Raw genomic sequence first — 15548 nt, 5'->3', positions numbered from 1 at the left:
CAGGCGGCGGACTCGGGTGGTGCCGCTTCGGCTGGGAGTGCGGTAGGCGGCGGACTCGGGTGGTGCCGCTTCGGCTGGGAGTGCGGTAGGCGGCGGGCTCGGGTGGTGCCTTGTGGGCTGGGAGCCCGGTGGGTGGCGGACTCGGGTAGTGCCGGGTGGGCAGCGGGAGACCCGTGGGTGGTGGGCTCGAGTGGTGTTTTGTGGGCTGGGAGCCAGGTAGGCGGCGAACTCGAGTCGCATCGGGCGGGCTGTGGGAGACCGGTGGGTGGCGGACTCGAGTGATGCCGGTGGGTGGCGGACTCCAGTGGTGCCGGGGGGGCTGAGGAGCCTGGTAGGTGGCGCACAGGGGGCGGGTTTGAGCTGTTGTTGGGGGCGGACCCGGTGGTGAGGGTGGCTTCGTGTGGTTGCTCGAGGTGGACCGGTGGGTGGACCGGTCGGTCGCATCACGGACCAAGCAACGGTTAGGGTGCGTAAGGATCGGGGACCGGCCGTGTGGTGTGGTCGGGGTCTGTCGCGTATCGATCGGCAATGGTGCTGGTCGTGGAGAGGAACGGCTATGAGCGAGTCCGTGGTGCGGGCGCGGGATGCGTCGACGGTGATGCTGGTGCGCGACGGTGCGCGCGGCATCGAGGTTTTCCTGCAGCAGCGGGTGAGCGGGATGGCGTTCGCGGCGGGGGTCACCGTGTTCCCGGGCGGCGGGGTCGACCCGGCCGACGGCACCGCCGACATCGCCTGGACCGGACCCGAACCCGCCTGGTGGGCACAGCGATTCGGCACCGACGAGCAGTCCGCGCAGGCGCTGGTCGCCGCGGCGGTGCGCGAGACGTTCGAGGAGTGCGGTGTGCTGCTCGCCGGCCCGACCGTCGACACCGTGGTGTGCGATTCGACGGTCTACCGGGAGGCACGTGGTCGGCTGGAGCGGCGCGAGATCTCCCTCGCGGGCTTCCTGGCCGCCGAGGGCCTGGTGCTGCGCGCCGACCTGCTGCGTCCATGGTCGAACTGGATCACGCCCGAGGCCGAGCCGCGCCGCTACGACACCCGGTTCTTCGTCGCGGTCCTGCCGGAGGGGCAGATCGCCGACGGTGCGACCTCCGAGGCCGCGCACGTGCGCTGGCAGACCCCGGTCGAGGCGCTCGAGAGCTGGCGTGCGGGCGAGCACGTACTGATGCCGCCCACCTGGTCGCAACTCGACGCCCTGTGCGAGTTCGCCGACACCACCGCGGTGCTGGCCGCCCAGCGGCCGATCACGCCGATCATGCCGAGGTACGCGCCGGGCGCCGACGGTCGTCCGCTGTCGGACTTTCCCGACAACGAACGGTATTTCGACCAGCTCCCGGACGTGGACGCGCTGCGCGGCCGGTAGGTTTGGCGCCATGGCCGAATTCGTCACCCTCGAGCTGCCCGCCGAGCCCTCCGCTCGCGGCGTCGCGCTGCTGCGCATCGATCGTCCGCCGCTGAACCTCGTCGACGCCCAGCTGGCCCGCGAGGTCGCGGCGGCCGCGCGGACGGTCGCCGACCATCCGGGGGTGGCCGCCCTGATCGTCTACGGCGACGAGCGGGTGTTCAGCGCGGGCGACGAGATGCGCGAACTCGCCGAGCTCGACTCCGGCCAGGCCGCCGCCATGGCCGCCGACCTGCAGGCCGCCCTCGGCTGTCTCACCCGCGTGCCGCAACCGACCGTGGCCGCGATCGCCGGCTATTGCCTCGGTGCGGGACTCGAGCTGGCGCTCGGCGCCGACCACCGCATCGTCGGCGACAACGTGAAGCTCGGTTTCCCCCAGATCAAGGCAGGCCTGATCCCCCTGTCCGGCATCCGCAGGCTCTCGCTGCTGATCGGCCAGAGCCGCGCCAAGGACCTCGTCTACACCGGCCGCTTCGTCGACGCCGAGGAGGCCGCGACACTGGGCCTGGTCGATGAAGTGGTCCCCCCCGACGACGTCCTCACCGCCGCCCGCCGCTGGGCCGATCAGTTCGTCACAGCCGCCCCTCGCGCCCTCGCCGCCGCCAAAGCTGTCTTCGAAGCGGGCCCCCACGCCCACTCCACCGCCGTCACCGAGTGGTCCGCCCTCTTCGACACCGACGACACCCGCACCGGCACCCGATCCTTCGCCGCCGACGGCCCGAACAGCGCCGTATTCACCGGACGCTGACTCTGGACCGGTCAGTCGACCAGCAGGAATGGCGCGAAACAAGACCGGCGATTGCGTGCTGAGGGTCTCCTATTACTCTTGCGTGTTATGACGGTTCACCCCGATGATCCGGCGCCGAACCCGCACGCCACCGAGGCCGAGGTCGAAGCAGCGCTGAAGGACACCAAGCTCGCCCAGGTTCTGTACCACGACTGGGAAGCCGAGACCTACGACGACAAGTGGTCGATCTCCTACGACGAGCGCTGTATCGACTATGCCCGCGGCCGGTTCGACCTGGCCGTCGGCCCCGCCCCGCTGCCGTACGAGCGGGCGCTCGAACTCGGCTGCGGCACGGGGTTCTTCCTGCTCAACCTGATGCAGGGCGGGGTGGCCAAGACCGGTTCGGTCACCGACCTCTCGCCGGGCATGGTGAAGGTGGCGCTGCGCAACGCCGAGCACCTCGGCCTCGACGTGGACGGCCGCGTCGCCGACGCCGAGACCATCCCCTACGAGGACGACACCTTCGACCTGGTGTGCGGGCACGCCGTGCTGCACCACATCCCGGATGTGGAGCTGGCGCTGAAGGAATGCCTGCGCGTGCTCAAGCCGGGCGGGCGTTTCGTGTTCGCCGGTGAACCGACCACCGTGGGCAACTTCTACGCCCGCAAGCTCGGTCAGCTCACCTGGAAGGTGACCACCGAGGTCACCAAGCTGCCGTTCCTGTCGGGGTGGCGTCGCCCGCAGACCGAGCTGGACGAGTCGTCGCGCGCCGCCGCGCTCGAGGCCGTCGTCGACCTGCACACCTTCGACCCCAGTGACCTGGAGAAGATGGCGAAGTCGGCCGGCGCCGTCGACGTGAAGGCCACCACCGAGGAATTCGCCGCCGCCCTGTGGGGCTGGCCCGTGCGCACCTTCGAGGCGGCCGTCCCCGACGAGAAGCTGACCGTCGGGTACCGCATGGCCCAGTACCGTGCCTGGCTCGGCCTGAGCTGGCTCGACGAGAACGTGCTGCGCAAGGTGGTTCCGCGCGAGTTCTTCTACAACGCGATGATCACCGGCGTGAAGCCGGGCGCGGCGCAGAAGTAGGTGGGATACCGCTTCGGCCGCGACGATGTCGCCTTCCTCGGCAGCGCGGCGGGACGTGCCGCGCTCGCCGAGGTCGACCGGCTGGAGCTGACGGCGGCGACGCACCTGCGCGATATCGAGCAGGTGCGTCGCTCGTTTCCCGAGCACGGTGCCGCCTTGATCGAGACCGTGCGGTTGCGGCGCAAGGCGCTGGTGAAGCTGCCCGCGGCGGGGGAGTGGCTGTTCACCGACGACGCGCTGCAACAGGCCACCCCCGCACTCGTCGCCCGGCATCGGGCCGCGCGGTTGGCCGGTCGTGCCGTGCACGACGTGACGTGCTCGATCGGTGCCGAGCTGGCCGAACTCGCTGCGGTGTGCCCGGCGGTTGTCGGGAGCGATCTCGATGACGTGCGACTGGCGATGGCCGCCCACAATCTCGGTGTCGCGCCGCTGTCGGCCGGGTATTCCGGCGCGATCACGCCGTCGTGTTCGGGAGCTGCGGCCGGAACGGGTTCCGGTGTGGGAGACGGGCGACAGGCTGTCGGCGGCACTGCGGTGGCCTCTGCGACCCGAAACATCTTGCTGGCCAAGGCTGATGCGCTGACCCCCACCACCCGCGACTCCGTGATCATCGCCGACCCGGCCCGCCGCGCCGACGGCCGCCGAACCTACGACCCCGCCAAACTCCAGCCCCCGCTGCCCGACCTGCTCGCCGCCTACGCGGGCCGCGACATCGCCGTGAAGTCGGCGCCCGGTCTGGACTTCGACCGGCTCGGCTGGGACGGCGAGGTCGAGATCGTGTCCCTCGACGGTGCCGTTCGCGAAGCGTGCCTCTGGTCGCCCGGCCTCACCGAACCCGGCATCACCCGACGCGCCACTGTCCTCGATTCCCGTGGTGGCGCAACAACTCTCACCGATGCCGACCCCGACGACATCCCCGAACGCGCGCCCGGCGAGTGGATCATCGACCCCGACGGAGCCGTCGTCCGAGCTGGTCTGGTCCGCCACTACGCCGCGAAACACGGTCTCTGGCAGCTGGATCCGCACATCGCCTACTTGACCGGCGATACAGTGCCCACCGGCATGCGCGGCTTCCGCATCGAGGACCGCTTCGATCTGCGCGAGAAGATACTCCGTCAGGAACTGGCCCGCCGCGACTGCGGTGCCCTCGAGATCCTGGTCCGAGGCGTCGACATCGACCCGGATGCCTTGCGTAAGAAGCTCAAACTGCGCGGCAACCGCCCCTTCACCTTGGTCGTCACCCGAATCGGCCGCAACGCAACAGTTTTCCTCTGCACCGCACAGGCCGCTCAGGTTTCCTGACGCCCGAGTTCAGGCTTCCATCTTCTTCACCACGCGCTGCACGGTGAGCCAGGTGCGGGTGGTGATGTCCTTGCCGTAGGTCTTCTCCAGCCGGGCCATGAAATCGGGCGTCTTGCCGGTGCTGTTGTCGATCACGGTGAGGAACGCTCGTGCGGCGGGGTCGTAGCCGATGACGCGGGTGAGCGGGTCGTCGGTGAAGGCGGACGGATCGGCTTCGCGCATGGTGTGTTTGAAGAAGGTGACGGTGAGATAGGAACCGCGTTCGTGGGTAAGGCCCTCGAACGGGTCGCGATCGAGCAGCGCACGCAGTTCGGGGTGGCTGCGCACGATGGTGCCGCCGGGGATGCCGAGTTCGGTCGCGAGCGCCTGCTGGATGCGGTCTTCGAGATCGTCGCGGTCGTCGTCGGTGCGGAACACCACGTTGCCGCTGCTCAGTACCGTCGCGACGCCCTCGAAACCGAGCCCTTCGAACACTCCGCGCAACTTGTCGTTGCGCATGTTCGGGTTGGTCGGCATGATCCCGCGCAGCAGCGCCGCATAACTGTCCACGTCGCGACCGTACCGACCGTCACCGACAGGAACGGGCCTGTCCGCGGAGTGTCGCTCAGGCTTGTGCGCCCGCGTTCTTCTTCCGTTCGATATCGGCCAGCGCCGCCAGGTAGGCCTCCCGCTCGGCGGCACCGGCGTCCCAAGCCACCTTGCGGTTCTTCACGACCTTGGCGGGTGCCCCGACGGCGATGCTGTAGTCGGGAACGTCGCCGCGCACCACCGCGTGCGCGCCGAGCACGCAGCCGCGGCCCACCCGGGTGTCGCGTAGGACGGTCACCTTCGCGGCGATCCAGGTATCGGGGCCGATCCGCACGGGGCTCTTCACGATGCCCTGGTCCTTGATGGGCAGGGTGATGTCGTCCATCTTGTGGTCGAAGTCGCAGATGTAGCACCAGTCGGCGACCAGCGTCGACTCGCCGATCTCGATGTCGAGGTAGGTGTTGACCACATTGTCCTTGCCGAACACCACCTTGTCGCCGATCCGCAGCGAACCCTCGTGGCAGCGGATGGCGTTGCCGTCGCCGATATGCACCCAGCGCCCGATTTCCATGCGCGCCAATTCGGGAGTGGCGTGGATTTCCACATTCCGCCCGAGGAAGACCATTCCGCGCAGCACGATGTGCGGATTGGTGAGCCGGAATTTGAACAGGCGGTAATAACGCACCAGGTACCAGGGGGTGTAGGCGCGATTGGCGAGCACCCAGCGCAACGAATCCCTGGTCAGAAAACGCGCCTGCTGCGGATCGCGGCGGCGTGATCCACGCCAGCGCGCGCTCAGCGGCGCGCCCCACATGCTCGTCACGAACTACTCCCTCTCGGACCAAGACGGCGTCCACCGGGTGAGCCCCGGGGATTCGGTCATCGGGTACACAGAGTACTTTCGCAGGGCACACTTACCGTGCCATACCCCGATCCTCGGCCCGATTACCCAGGAGATCAGCAGGTGCGAACTCGGACTCGCGTCGCCGCCTCGCTCGCTGCCGCCGGTGTGGTGGCGCTGGCCGGTTGCGGCACCGATGTGGACGACATCACCGTCGGCTCCGGAAAGGGTTGGCCCGCAGCCCATCACGACGGCCGCAACAGCGCCGCGAGCCCGGTGGAGGGTGCGTCGGCGATGACGTTGAGCTGGTCGCGGCCGGTGGGTGGGCCGATCGCCCAGCCCGTGACGATCGGCGGCGAGGGTCAGTTGTTCGTCACCACCAGCACCGGCAACTGCGCGGTGTTCTCCTATCAGATGCAGACAGGCCGCAAACGGTTCTGCAACCCGCTCGGCCCGTCGACGATCGAGGCGCCCACCGTGGTCGACGGCATCAACAATGTCTACGTCGGCGACGACGGCGCGGTGAATTCGTTCAACTACCTCGGTCAGCCGCGCTGGCGCACCCCCGTCGCCGGGGTGCCGGTGGCGATCCAGTTCACCGGTGACGGCCGCGTGCTCACGGTGACCCAGTCCGGCCAGGTCGACGTGCTCAGCCGCCAGACCGGCGAACGCGAGGTACCGACCCTGCAGCTGCTCGGCGAACCCGACTTCCTGAAGTACCCCGGCCTGACCCGCCCCGCCTCCGGCGACGGCCTCGACGACTGCCAGGTCGGCGGCCCGCGCTGCGCGGTCGCCAACACCACCGCCGTCGACCCCGAGACCGGCCGCTTCTTCGTCACGGTCTGGGAACCGGGCAAGCCGATGGCCTCGCTGCGGGCGATGTCCTACGCCGACGGCACCGTGACGCAGCTGTGGAGCGCCGACATGCTCACCGACGGCAGCGCGACCAGCCCGGCCCTGTCGGCCGACGGCGCCACCGTGTACGTCGGCGACAACAGCGGCCGCCTGATCGCGGTGAACACCGAGGACGGCAGCACCCGCTGGACCCACGCGCTCGGCTGGACCCCACGCGGCCGCATCGCCCTGGTCGACGACCTGATCCTCCCGTCCGGCGACGACGGCTACCTGGCCGCCGTCCGCGATCACGGCGACCGCGCCGACCGCGCCTGGGAACGCAAGGACCTGGCCCAGCGCGGCACCCCCGCCCTGACCTCGGGCGAGATCGGCTACACGGTCGCCGCCATCGGCGCGGGCCTGAACCTCATCACCTTCGACACCACCACCGGCACTACGATCGACTCCGATCCGCTGCCGAACGCCACCGGAACCACCACCGGCACATCGATCGGGCCCGAGGGGCAGGTCGTCGTCGCTACCCGTCTCGGCGAGATCTTCACCTTCACCCCGGACGCGTAGCTCAGTACGGGTTCGCCTGCGCGGTGAAGCGCGGGTTCAGCTCGCCGGCGAGGGCGCGGGGGAACGAGACGCGCGTGGTGTCGCCGTCGGCGGTGTAGCGCTGGTCGGGGTGGGCGGCGAGGTGATCGAGCCAGTGGGCCGAATCGAAGGGCACCGCACCGCGGCCGGAACGGATGCGCGGCACACCGGCCGGATCGAGCCCGGCGTAGGGAGCCGGGGCCGGATTCGAGCCGACGAGCATCACGGCGTCGAAGGTGTAGGTGGTGCCGTCCCAGCTGCCTGCCGTGGTGAGGGATCGGTTGTCGGGATGGATGCCGAGGGGTAGCGCCATCGTCCGCACGGTGGTACCGGGCGCGGCGGCCGTCACCGCGCGCACGTTCTCGGCGAACTCGCGTTGCACGCTGTTGTCGTCCAGCGTCGACAGGTTCGGGTGTGTGGCCGTGTGGGCGCCGATCTCGTGGCCGTTGGCCGCGAGCCAGGGCAGGGCGCGCGGATCGCCCTGGAACGGTTCGTTGTTCACGTAGAAGGTGGCGACCGGCCGGAAATCCGGGTAGCGGGCGCCGAATTCGGCGAGGATGCCCGCCGCGCTGTCGGGGGCCACGGCGCCGGAATCGGTGAAGGCGAGCTGGCTGGTGGTCGAATCGTCGAAGGTGAGGACCACCGGGTGGGTGCCCGCCGGGAGGTCGAGGCGGCCGGACGCGTAGTCGGCGGCGGTCACCGGGCGGTAGCCCTCGCGGTAGAGGCGTTCGAGCTCGTCGCGGAATTCGGCTGGGGTCTGGTCGTATTCGCCCGCCGGGTTCGCCGAAATCTGGTGATACATCAACACCGGGACGACGCCGAGCTCGTTGGCGCCGACTTCGGCCGGGTTCGGCGGTGCCGTCGTGGTGCTGTGGGCGGTGGGTGGGTCGACCGAGGCCGCCTCGGTGCTCGTGTCCGTGCACGCCGCGAGGGCGGTGGTCAGCGCGAGGATCGGCAGAAGTCGCGAAAGAGCAGGAGAACCACCTGTCATCAATGCGATATTACGCGGCGGCCTCGGTTTACAGTTGATCTACCGATACCCGCCACATCCGTGTCGGAACCGCGAAATAGTTGGCGTGTCAACAGTATTGGAAGGCGGTGTTGGCGTTGGGGTTCTCATTCCGTTCGGCCGTCCGGTGGCGGTGGACGAGCACCGTCGTCGGAGTCGGCCTGGCGATCGTCGTGGTCGCGCTCGTGGCCGGATTCGCGTTGAGTAGATCGGCCGTGGTGCCGCTCGCCGACACCACGCCACCGACGCTGACCGTGAACCCCGCCGAACCGGTGACGTCGTACCGGTCGCCGGTGGTGGTGCGCGGCACCGCCGTCGACGCCGCTCGGGTATCCATCGGTGCGGAATCGGTGACACCCGCCGAAGACGGGTCGTTCGAGTTCGCGGTGCCGTGGGCGCCCGCCTTCGAAGTGGTCGCGGCCGACGACGCGGGCAACGCGGCCAGCAGCACCGTCGTCACCGCGCGGACCCTGCCGAGGATGCGGGCGGTGCACGTCACCGCGCACGCCTGGTCGCACGACGGGCTGCGTGAATCCGTCCTCGACCTGGCGCGCCAGGGACGCATCGACACCGTGCAGCTCGACATCAAGGACGAGGACGGCGTCGTCGGCTACGACTCGCAGGTGCCGCTCGCCCGTGAGTCCGGTGCCGCCACGAAGATCTACGACGCGCCCGCCGCGCTTCGGCAGTTGCACGACATGGGTGTGCAGGTGGTCGGGCGCATCGTCGCGTTCCGCGATCCGACTCTGGCGTCGTGGGCGTGGCACAGCGGGCGCAACGACTGGGTGGTCCAGAATCCGTCCGGCCAACCGTATTCCAGCCATTACGGGCCGATCGCCTTCACCAATTTCGCCCATCCCGACGTGCGCCGCTACAACATCGACCTGGCCGTGGAAGGTGCGCGGCTCGGGTTCGACGGCATCATGTACGACTACGTCCGCCGTCCCGACGGCAGCCTCACGAGCATGACCTTCACCGGCCTCACCGACACGCCGTCGGTGGCGATCGCGGCCTTCCTGGCCGAGAGCAGGCACCCGGTGAACAGCGCGGGCGCCCACCAGAGCGCCGCCGTCTACGGCATCGCCTCCACCCGCCCCGACCAGATCGCCCAGGACATCCCCCTCATCGCCCGCCACGTCGACTTCGTCGCCCCCATGATCTACCCCTCCCACTGGAACCCCGGCGAATACGGCGTCGCCAACCCCAACGCCCAGCCCTACGACATCGTCTACCGCTCCCTCCAGGACTTCATCACCCAGACCAAGGGCACCAACGCAGGCGTCATCCCCTGGCTCCAGGACTTCTCCCTCGGCGTGAGTTACGGCGACGCCGAAGTCAAAGCCCAGATCGACGCCACCCGCGCCGCCGGCATCGACGGGTTCTTCTTCTGGAACGCCGCCACCCGCTATCACGGGGGTGGAATCCACCCGGCGTGACAGCGGGTCGACGACGTCGGGTCAAGCCTCGGCTTGACCGATATCGGCTTGCCGTGGCGCGGCGGGAACCCATTCGCGCAGCGGCTGAACCACCGTCCCGTAGAAGGCGTCGGTCGCGGAGGTGACGCTCGAGATGAAGCTCGCCGCGGTTCCGGCGCGACGGTTGCCCATCGGGAAGCTCTGTTCGAGTGTGAACGACACGATCGATCCGGTTCGTCCCTCGATGAGAGATTTCGGGTTCGCCCGTACGACGTCGAGCAGTTCGCAGCTCTCGGTGCCGCGTTCGGAGAATACGGCCTCCACCTGCACCCGGCCCGGTGCCTCGGCGAGCTGCTTGATCAACCAGGACACCCGGCGCGCCGAGGTGCCTTCGTCGGGGGCGGCCATCGCGATGCGGCAGCGCACCTTGTTGGTGCGCACGTCGGCAACCACTGTCAGATCGCCGACGGTGTCGGGGATGCGCAGTACCGCCTCGAAGCAGCCGTCGGCGGCCAACCGTTCGGCGACGGCCGCGGCTCGAGCTGCCGGATCGGTATGGAACTTGCGCGGCAGAATGTGTTTGACCTCGACGCCGAGTTCGGCGGTGAGCCGCAGCGCGAGATGCCTACACAGCGAGACCCAGGTATCGGCGACGGTCAGCGCCTTCTGATCGCCCGCGCGCAACGTGCCCGCCATGACCGCGTCCCGCACGACGACCCAGTGCCTGCCCATGTCGACGAATTCCGCCGCGCCGGAACGGGGATGGTCGAGGTAACGCAGGAACTCGCCGAGAACCCAGGTCTGCAGCGGGTCGTCGATACTGCCGTGCGAGAGCAACATGCGTGCCTCGTGCGCCACCTCCGCCCACGACAGGTGCCGCAGGGCCACCTTCGTCAGCTTGCGGCGGTCGACCTGGACCGGCAGTTCGCCCGGACCGGCCGGGATATCGTTGGACAGGCTGACCACGACGTCGTACTTGCGGCGTCGCGCGACATCGAGATAGCTCTCGAGCTGGTCTTTCCTGAGCTTGCCGTTCCCGGTCTTCACCTCGAGCAACCCGGTCCACTGCTTGCTGCCCCGGCTCACCCGCAGCACGGCATCGGGCACCACCGTCGAATCGCCCGCCTCGTACTGCACTTCGATATAACCCTCGAAGGCACCGACCGGTGCACCCATCCTCGCGCAGACCGCCCGCGCGAAGGGGCGCACGGCCTGCATCGTCGCGACGAGCGCCGAAGTGGTACGCCGTTCCTGTTCCTCGCCTGCACCGATGCCGAAGACCGAGAACAGCCGGGCGGGCTGCCAGGCGTCGGATTCGGCCTGGCGGAACTCGATCGGTTTCGACTTGCGCACCGGTCGCTTGGCGGTGCGTACACCACGTGCGGGCGCGGCCGCGGGCGCCGGCTCGGTGACAGTGGTCGCGGGCGCGTCGTGAACCGGTTCGGCCGCTGGCTCGCCATCGTCGATCGACACCCCGAAATCCGTTGCCAGTCCGGCCAGTCCGGATTCCCAGCCCTGTCCGACGGCGCGCACCTTCCAGACGCCTTCGCGGCGGTAGACCTCGCCGAAGACGAAGGCCGACTCGGTGTCGGCGTCGGCAGTCACGTATTCGGCGAGGGAGCGGCCCGCCGCGTCTATCACATGCAGGGCGAGCTTGCCGAGTGTGCCGAAGGTGCCGGTGCCGACGCTACCCGCCAGCGCGACGGTGTGGATGCCGGCGGGAAGTGCGGAGAGGTCGATCGAAATCCTGGCCTGCCGCCCTTCGTCCGTCACACTGGTTCCGAGGAATCTGACCGAGCCGTCGGGAGATTCGGGCTGGTTGTAGAAGACGAAATCGGCATCGGAGGCGACGCGGCGGTCGGCGCCGAGTAAGAGTGCCGAGGCGTCGAGTTCGACAGTCGGCTCGGGCCAGCCGATGACGATGTCGACGCGTTCGACATCCGTCGGCAATGCGATGTTCTGGCCCTTGGACAACAGCGGAGACGACACAGCAGCTCACCCTTCGAGGCTCGGCACGACGATCACCGCAAGGCGAATACGGCCGACCGGCCGCCGACCCCCTTGCCGCACACCGCGATTCAGCGGTGGCCGAAGGGTGTCGGCCGCGAACCTCGAACTGTTACACAGCTCACGTTTAGAACGTCAACGCATTGGAAACCGGTCGTCGTCATGAGCGTGACGAAGCGACGTCTACTTCGGATCCCGCTCCGGGAGAGGACGTTCGGGGATGGTTGGGCGGCCGAGGGGAGTGCGGACCCGGCGTTTGGCCGTGGTGTAGACCTGGGTGGTTTCGGCGGCCACCACGTCCCAGGCGAAGTCGGCGGTGAGGCGTTCGCGGGCGGTGTAGGCGCGGTCCTGGGCGGTGAGCGGGTCGTCGAGGACGGCGCGGGTGGCGTCGACCAGGCCGTCGATGTCGGCGGGGGCGAAGGAGGCGCCGGTGACGCCGTCGATCACCGCTTCGCCGAGTCCGCCCGCGGTGGAGGCGATCAGGGGTACGCCTGCGGCGGCCGCCTCGAGGGCGACGATGCCGAACGGTTCGTAGCGGCTGGGCAGGACGATGGCGTCGGCGCCGTGCAACCAGCCGAGCAGTTCGGTGTGGCCGAGATTGCCGACGAAGTTGACGGCGCGCGCCACCCGGTGCACGCGAGCACGTTCGCGCAGCCAGTCGAACTGGGTACCGATCCCGGCGACGGTGAGGGTGGTCCCGGGATGTGCGCGCCGGATCCGCGGCAGCGCGGCGATCGCGTCCTGCACACCCTTCTCGTACTCGAGCCTGCCCACATACAGCAGCCGGGGCGGTCCGGAACGCGGTGCGCGCGGCCGGAACGTCCACGACGTGACGTCGATGCCGTTGCGGATCACCGTGATCGGGGGAAGTTCGGGTCCGTAGAGCCGCTCCACCTCGTCCTGCATGGACGTCGAGCAGGTGATCAGCTGATCGGATTCGTTGGCGAGCCACCACTCCACCGAGTGCACCTGCCGGTTCACCCGCCCCGACACCCAGCCGCTGTGACGTCCGGCCTCGGTGGCGTGAATGGTCGACACGAGCGGCACGTCGTAGAACTCGGCCAGCGCGATCGCCGGGTGGGCGACGAGCCAGTCGTGGGCGTGCACCACATCGGGCGTCCAGCCGTCACCGACGCCGGGTTTGCCGAGCGCGACGCCCGCGCGCACCATCGCGTGCCCCATGGCCAGCGTCCAGGCGAGCATGTCCTCGCCGAAGTCGAAGCACGGCGGGTCCTCGGCGACCGCGACGACGAGAACACCGTCGGCGATATAGGAATGGGTCGGGTGGGTGAGCGAATCGGTGCCGGTGGGCCTGCGGGCGAGCACGACCACTTCGTGCCCGGCCGCGGCAAGTTCGACGGCCAGGTGATGCACATGCCGACCGAGCCCACCGACCACGACCGGCGGGTACTCCCACGACACCATCAAAATCTTCATGACGATCCTTCGGCGACCGACGGGACGGCGGTCGGCAACCGCCGTGCGTCCAGACCTGGGAAGAGTCCGTCGGCCGCGCTCCATCCTGCCGCGAGACGGGTCGCTTTGGCGAACTGACCGGCGCCGATCGCCTCCGCGAGTTCCCGCACCGCATGCGCGTGTTCGTGGGCGCGGTCGCGCGCGTAGCCCGCGGCGGAGTCCTTGCTCACCATGAACGCCCAGTCGCTCGACACCGTGAGGATGGCTTCGCGCAGCAATTGATCGGCGACCGGATCGCGCAGCGCACCGTCGCGGCGCACCTTGTCGAGGGTGTCCAGCGCCAGCCGAACCACGTCGGCATTGAGCTCGACGAGGTCGGCCACCTGGTCACCCGCCCACACCCGCCAGTCCTTGCCGGAACCCCACGACGAGTCGTTGAGCTGCACGGGTTCACCGACGAACCCGTTCGCCCTGGCATCGGCGAGGGTGCCGACGGTGACCCCGGCCTCGGGCAACGCGCGCAGCACCTGCTCGAGCCACTGCGGCCCCTCGTGCCACCAGTGGCCGAACAGTTCGGTGTCGAACGCGGCGACCACGAGCGCGGGCCTGCCGATCCGTTCGGACTCCTCGATCAGCCGCGCGCGCACGGTCTCGACGAAGTCGGCGACATCGCGGGTGACGGCTTCGGCGGCGAGTTCGGGATCGTAAGGGGCCTTGTCAGGACCGGCCACCGTTTTGCCGGTGACCCGCGACGGCTTGAGTCCCGTCGCATGGTCGTAGTGGTGGAAATCGCGGTACGCGCTCTGCCCCGGATAACCCTGTTTGGGCGACCACACGCGGTAACTCACCTGCAGATCGCGACCGAAGGCGACCACATCGGCGTCGCGCACCGGCCTGCCGAGGCTGGTGTCACCGCGTAGCGACGGGCCGTCGACCATGAAATGTGTCACACCGGCGGCGTCGTAACCGAGCTCCATGCCCGGCGTGTAACCGCATTCCGGCGCCCAGATTCCCGTGGGGGTGGTGCCCCAGCGCAACCGCGCGTCGGCGAGGCCTTCGGTCAGCTGGTACTGACGCAGGCGGGGGTCGAGCAGCGGCTGGAAGGGATGCGCGAGCGGACCGCCGAGCAGTTCGATGGCGTCGGCGTCGATCAGCGAACGCCAGACCGGCGCGCTGCCGTGCCGCCAGTCCTGCTCGAAATCGGCGAGAGCCGCTGCGGCGAGCCGGTGTTCGTGCCTGCCGAGCGCCACATTGCCCGCCATGGATGCCTCGTCGGCGCGCAACTGCCAGTTGCCGAGCCAGTGATGCATGCCCGCCAGGCAGTGCGGGTCGTCGAGCTGGGCGGCGAGCACCGGGGTGATCCCCAGGCTCAGCAGATGTGAGCGGCCTTCGGCGGCAAGGGTTTTCAGCACCCGGACCAGCGGAAGGTAGGACGCGGCCCAGGACTGGTACAGCCATTCCTCACCCACCGGCCAGCGCCCGTGATGGGCCAGCCAGGGCAGATGCGAGTGCAGGACCAGCGTGAACTGGCCCGGGACGGAGCGAGAATCTGTCAACGCCTTGCCTTTTCGGCGATCGCGACCAGATCGAGGCTGGCATCGATATCGCCTTCACGCAGGTCGAAATCGTCGATGGTCACGGCGGCGACGTCGGCGGTGAGGTCGGCGGGCCAGGGCTCACCGGCGAGGGCGCGCTCGATCTGGGCGTCGATGAACGAGCCACCGTGCTTGGCGTCCAGCGCTTTCAGGGCGTCACCGTGGTGCACGCCGAGCATTCGCGACACTGTGAAACCGGCTTCCACCAGCAGTTCGGTGAGTTCGGCGGCGTTGAGTTCGCGCGTGTGGAACGGGTTGAGCGGGGTGTCGCGACCGGGGGAGAAGGTGATGCGGTTCGGGGTGCTGATGAGCAGCCGTCCGCCCGGGCGCAGCACGCGCAGGCATTCGCGCAGGAACTGCGCCTGGTCCCACAGATGCTCGATGACCTGGAAGTTCACCACCACGTCGACCGATTCGTCGTCGAGCGGGAGGTCGGCGAGATTGCCCTGGATCATCTCCACGCGCGGGTAGCGCGCGCGTACGTGCGCGACGGCACCCTCGTCGTAGTCCACGCCGATCACCCGCTGGGCGACCCCGGCGATCATGTCCGCGCCGTAGCCCTCGCCCGAGCCCGCCTCGAGCACGGTCTTGTCCGCGCAGTGCTCCAGCAGCCGGGCGTAGGCGATCTCGTGCCGACGGAACCAGTAGTTCTCCTCGGCGATACCCGGCACCGTCCGCTCACCGGTCAGCGGCAGTGGGTCATGTGTTGCGTCCACCGGTGCGGCAGGGATCACAGCCTCGCTCATGGCCTCGACGTTACTGGTACCGATGGTCCGCTCCTGAGCC

At 69.1% G+C, this 15548-nt stretch carries 13 protein-coding genes; 6 read left to right on the top strand and 7 right to left on the bottom strand.

The window, feature by feature from the left end; translation table 11 throughout:
• The first annotated feature begins 556 nt into the window (after nt 1-556).
• The 4 genes from AB0I19_RS20485 (at nt 557) to AB0I19_RS20470 (ending at nt 4517) form a co-directional block, all read left to right on the top strand.
• Complete coding sequence (locus AB0I19_RS20485) at nt 557-1363, top strand: NUDIX hydrolase (protein ID WP_357150556.1); 807 nt, start codon at nt 557-559, stop codon at nt 1361-1363.
• A gap of 10 nt (nt 1364-1373) precedes the next feature.
• Nucleotides 1374-2150, top strand: coding sequence for an enoyl-CoA hydratase-related protein (locus AB0I19_RS20480; RefSeq protein WP_181698475.1), 777 nt, complete (start codon nt 1374-1376; stop codon nt 2148-2150).
• Between the two features lie 87 nt (nt 2151-2237).
• Complete coding sequence (locus AB0I19_RS20475; protein WP_357150555.1) at nt 2238-3215, top strand: methyltransferase domain-containing protein; 978 nt, start codon at nt 2238-2240, stop codon at nt 3213-3215.
• Nucleotides 3216-4517, top strand: a complete 1302-nt coding sequence (locus AB0I19_RS20470) for a class I SAM-dependent methyltransferase (RefSeq protein WP_357150554.1) — start codon at nt 3216-3218, stop codon at nt 4515-4517.
• A 9-nt stretch (nt 4518-4526) separates the two neighbouring features.
• On the opposite strand, the gene AB0I19_RS20465 is transcribed toward AB0I19_RS20470, so the two are convergent.
• Together AB0I19_RS20465 and AB0I19_RS20460 are read right to left on the bottom strand one after the other, a co-directional pair.
• On the bottom strand, nt 4527-5066 hold the full coding sequence (locus AB0I19_RS20465; protein ID WP_357150553.1) for a DUF1697 domain-containing protein: 540 nt from the start codon (nt 5064-5066) through the stop codon (nt 4527-4529).
• A gap of 55 nt (nt 5067-5121) precedes the next feature.
• Nucleotides 5122-5859 carry an acyltransferase gene (locus AB0I19_RS20460; protein WP_174550295.1) on the bottom strand — a complete coding sequence of 246 codons (738 nt, stop codon included), beginning with the start codon at nt 5857-5859 and terminating at the stop codon, nt 5122-5124.
• 150 nt (nt 5860-6009) lie between these two features.
• On the opposite strand from AB0I19_RS20460, the gene AB0I19_RS20455 reads away from it, so the two are divergent.
• Nucleotides 6010-7302 carry a PQQ-binding-like beta-propeller repeat protein gene (locus tag AB0I19_RS20455; RefSeq protein ID WP_357150552.1) on the top strand — a complete coding sequence of 431 codons (1293 nt, stop codon included), beginning with the start codon at nt 6010-6012 and terminating at the stop codon, nt 7300-7302.
• A 1-nt stretch (nt 7303) separates the two neighbouring features.
• Here AB0I19_RS20455 and AB0I19_RS20450 read toward each other — a convergent pair whose 3' ends face one another.
• On the bottom strand, nt 7304-8311 hold the full coding sequence (locus AB0I19_RS20450; RefSeq protein ID WP_357150551.1) for a polysaccharide deacetylase family protein: 1008 nt from the start codon (nt 8309-8311) through the stop codon (nt 7304-7306).
• A gap of 116 nt (nt 8312-8427) precedes the next feature.
• On the opposite strand from AB0I19_RS20450, the gene AB0I19_RS20445 reads away from it, so the two are divergent.
• Entirely contained in the window at nt 8428-9765 is a 1338-nt protein-coding gene (locus AB0I19_RS20445) for a putative glycoside hydrolase (protein WP_357150550.1), read from the top strand.
• 21 nt (nt 9766-9786) lie between these two features.
• Here the strand turns inward: AB0I19_RS20445 and AB0I19_RS20440 are convergent, their stop codons facing one another.
• The 4 genes from AB0I19_RS20440 to AB0I19_RS20425 all read right to left on the bottom strand — a co-directional run bounded on the left by AB0I19_RS20440 (nt 9787) and on the right by AB0I19_RS20425 (nt 15508).
• Nucleotides 9787-11733 (bottom strand): TerD family protein, encoded by a 1947-nt coding sequence (locus AB0I19_RS20440; protein WP_357150549.1) that lies wholly within the window; start codon nt 11731-11733, stop codon nt 9787-9789.
• A 201-nt stretch (nt 11734-11934) separates the two neighbouring features.
• Complete coding sequence (locus AB0I19_RS20435; protein ID WP_067493171.1) at nt 11935-13188, bottom strand: glycosyltransferase family 4 protein; 1254 nt, start codon at nt 13186-13188, stop codon at nt 11935-11937.
• Complete coding sequence (locus tag AB0I19_RS20430; RefSeq protein ID WP_357150548.1) at nt 13185-14723, bottom strand: glycoside hydrolase family 57 protein; 1539 nt, start codon at nt 14721-14723, stop codon at nt 13185-13187. The genes AB0I19_RS20435 and AB0I19_RS20430 overlap by 4 nt, the downstream gene beginning before the upstream one ends.
• Nucleotides 14720-15508, bottom strand: coding sequence for a class I SAM-dependent methyltransferase (locus AB0I19_RS20425; RefSeq protein ID WP_357150547.1), 789 nt, complete (start codon nt 15506-15508; stop codon nt 14720-14722). Before AB0I19_RS20425 ends, AB0I19_RS20430 begins: the two co-directional genes overlap by 4 nt.
• Nucleotides 15509-15548: the final 40 nt, after the last annotated feature.

Origin of the sequence: Nocardia sp. NPDC050413 (genome assembly GCF_040655475.1) — a bacterium.
GTDB lineage: Bacteria > Actinomycetota > Actinomycetes > Mycobacteriales > Mycobacteriaceae > Nocardia > Nocardia coubleae.
This window is presented reverse-complemented; position numbering and strand designations above follow the sequence as displayed.

Coding starts and splice junctions, on each gene's coding strand:
- AB0I19_RS20475 (WP_357150555.1), top strand. CDS start 2,238: ATGACGGTTCACCCCGATGATCCGGCGCCGAACCCGCACGCCACCGAG.
- AB0I19_RS20485 (WP_357150556.1), top strand. CDS start 557: ATGAGCGAGTCCGTGGTGCGGGCGCGGGATGCGTCGACGGTGATGCTG.
- AB0I19_RS20425 (WP_357150547.1), bottom strand. CDS start 15,508: ATGAGCGAGGCTGTGATCCCTGCCGCACCGGTGGACGCAACACATGAC.
- AB0I19_RS20435 (WP_067493171.1), bottom strand. CDS start 13,188: ATGAAGATTTTGATGGTGTCGTGGGAGTACCCGCCGGTCGTGGTCGGT.
- AB0I19_RS20450 (WP_357150551.1), bottom strand. CDS start 8,311: ATGACAGGTGGTTCTCCTGCTCTTTCGCGACTTCTGCCGATCCTCGCG.
- AB0I19_RS20480 (WP_181698475.1), top strand. CDS start 1,374: ATGGCCGAATTCGTCACCCTCGAGCTGCCCGCCGAGCCCTCCGCTCGC.
- AB0I19_RS20460 (WP_174550295.1), bottom strand. CDS start 5,859: ATGTGGGGCGCGCCGCTGAGCGCGCGCTGGCGTGGATCACGCCGCCGC.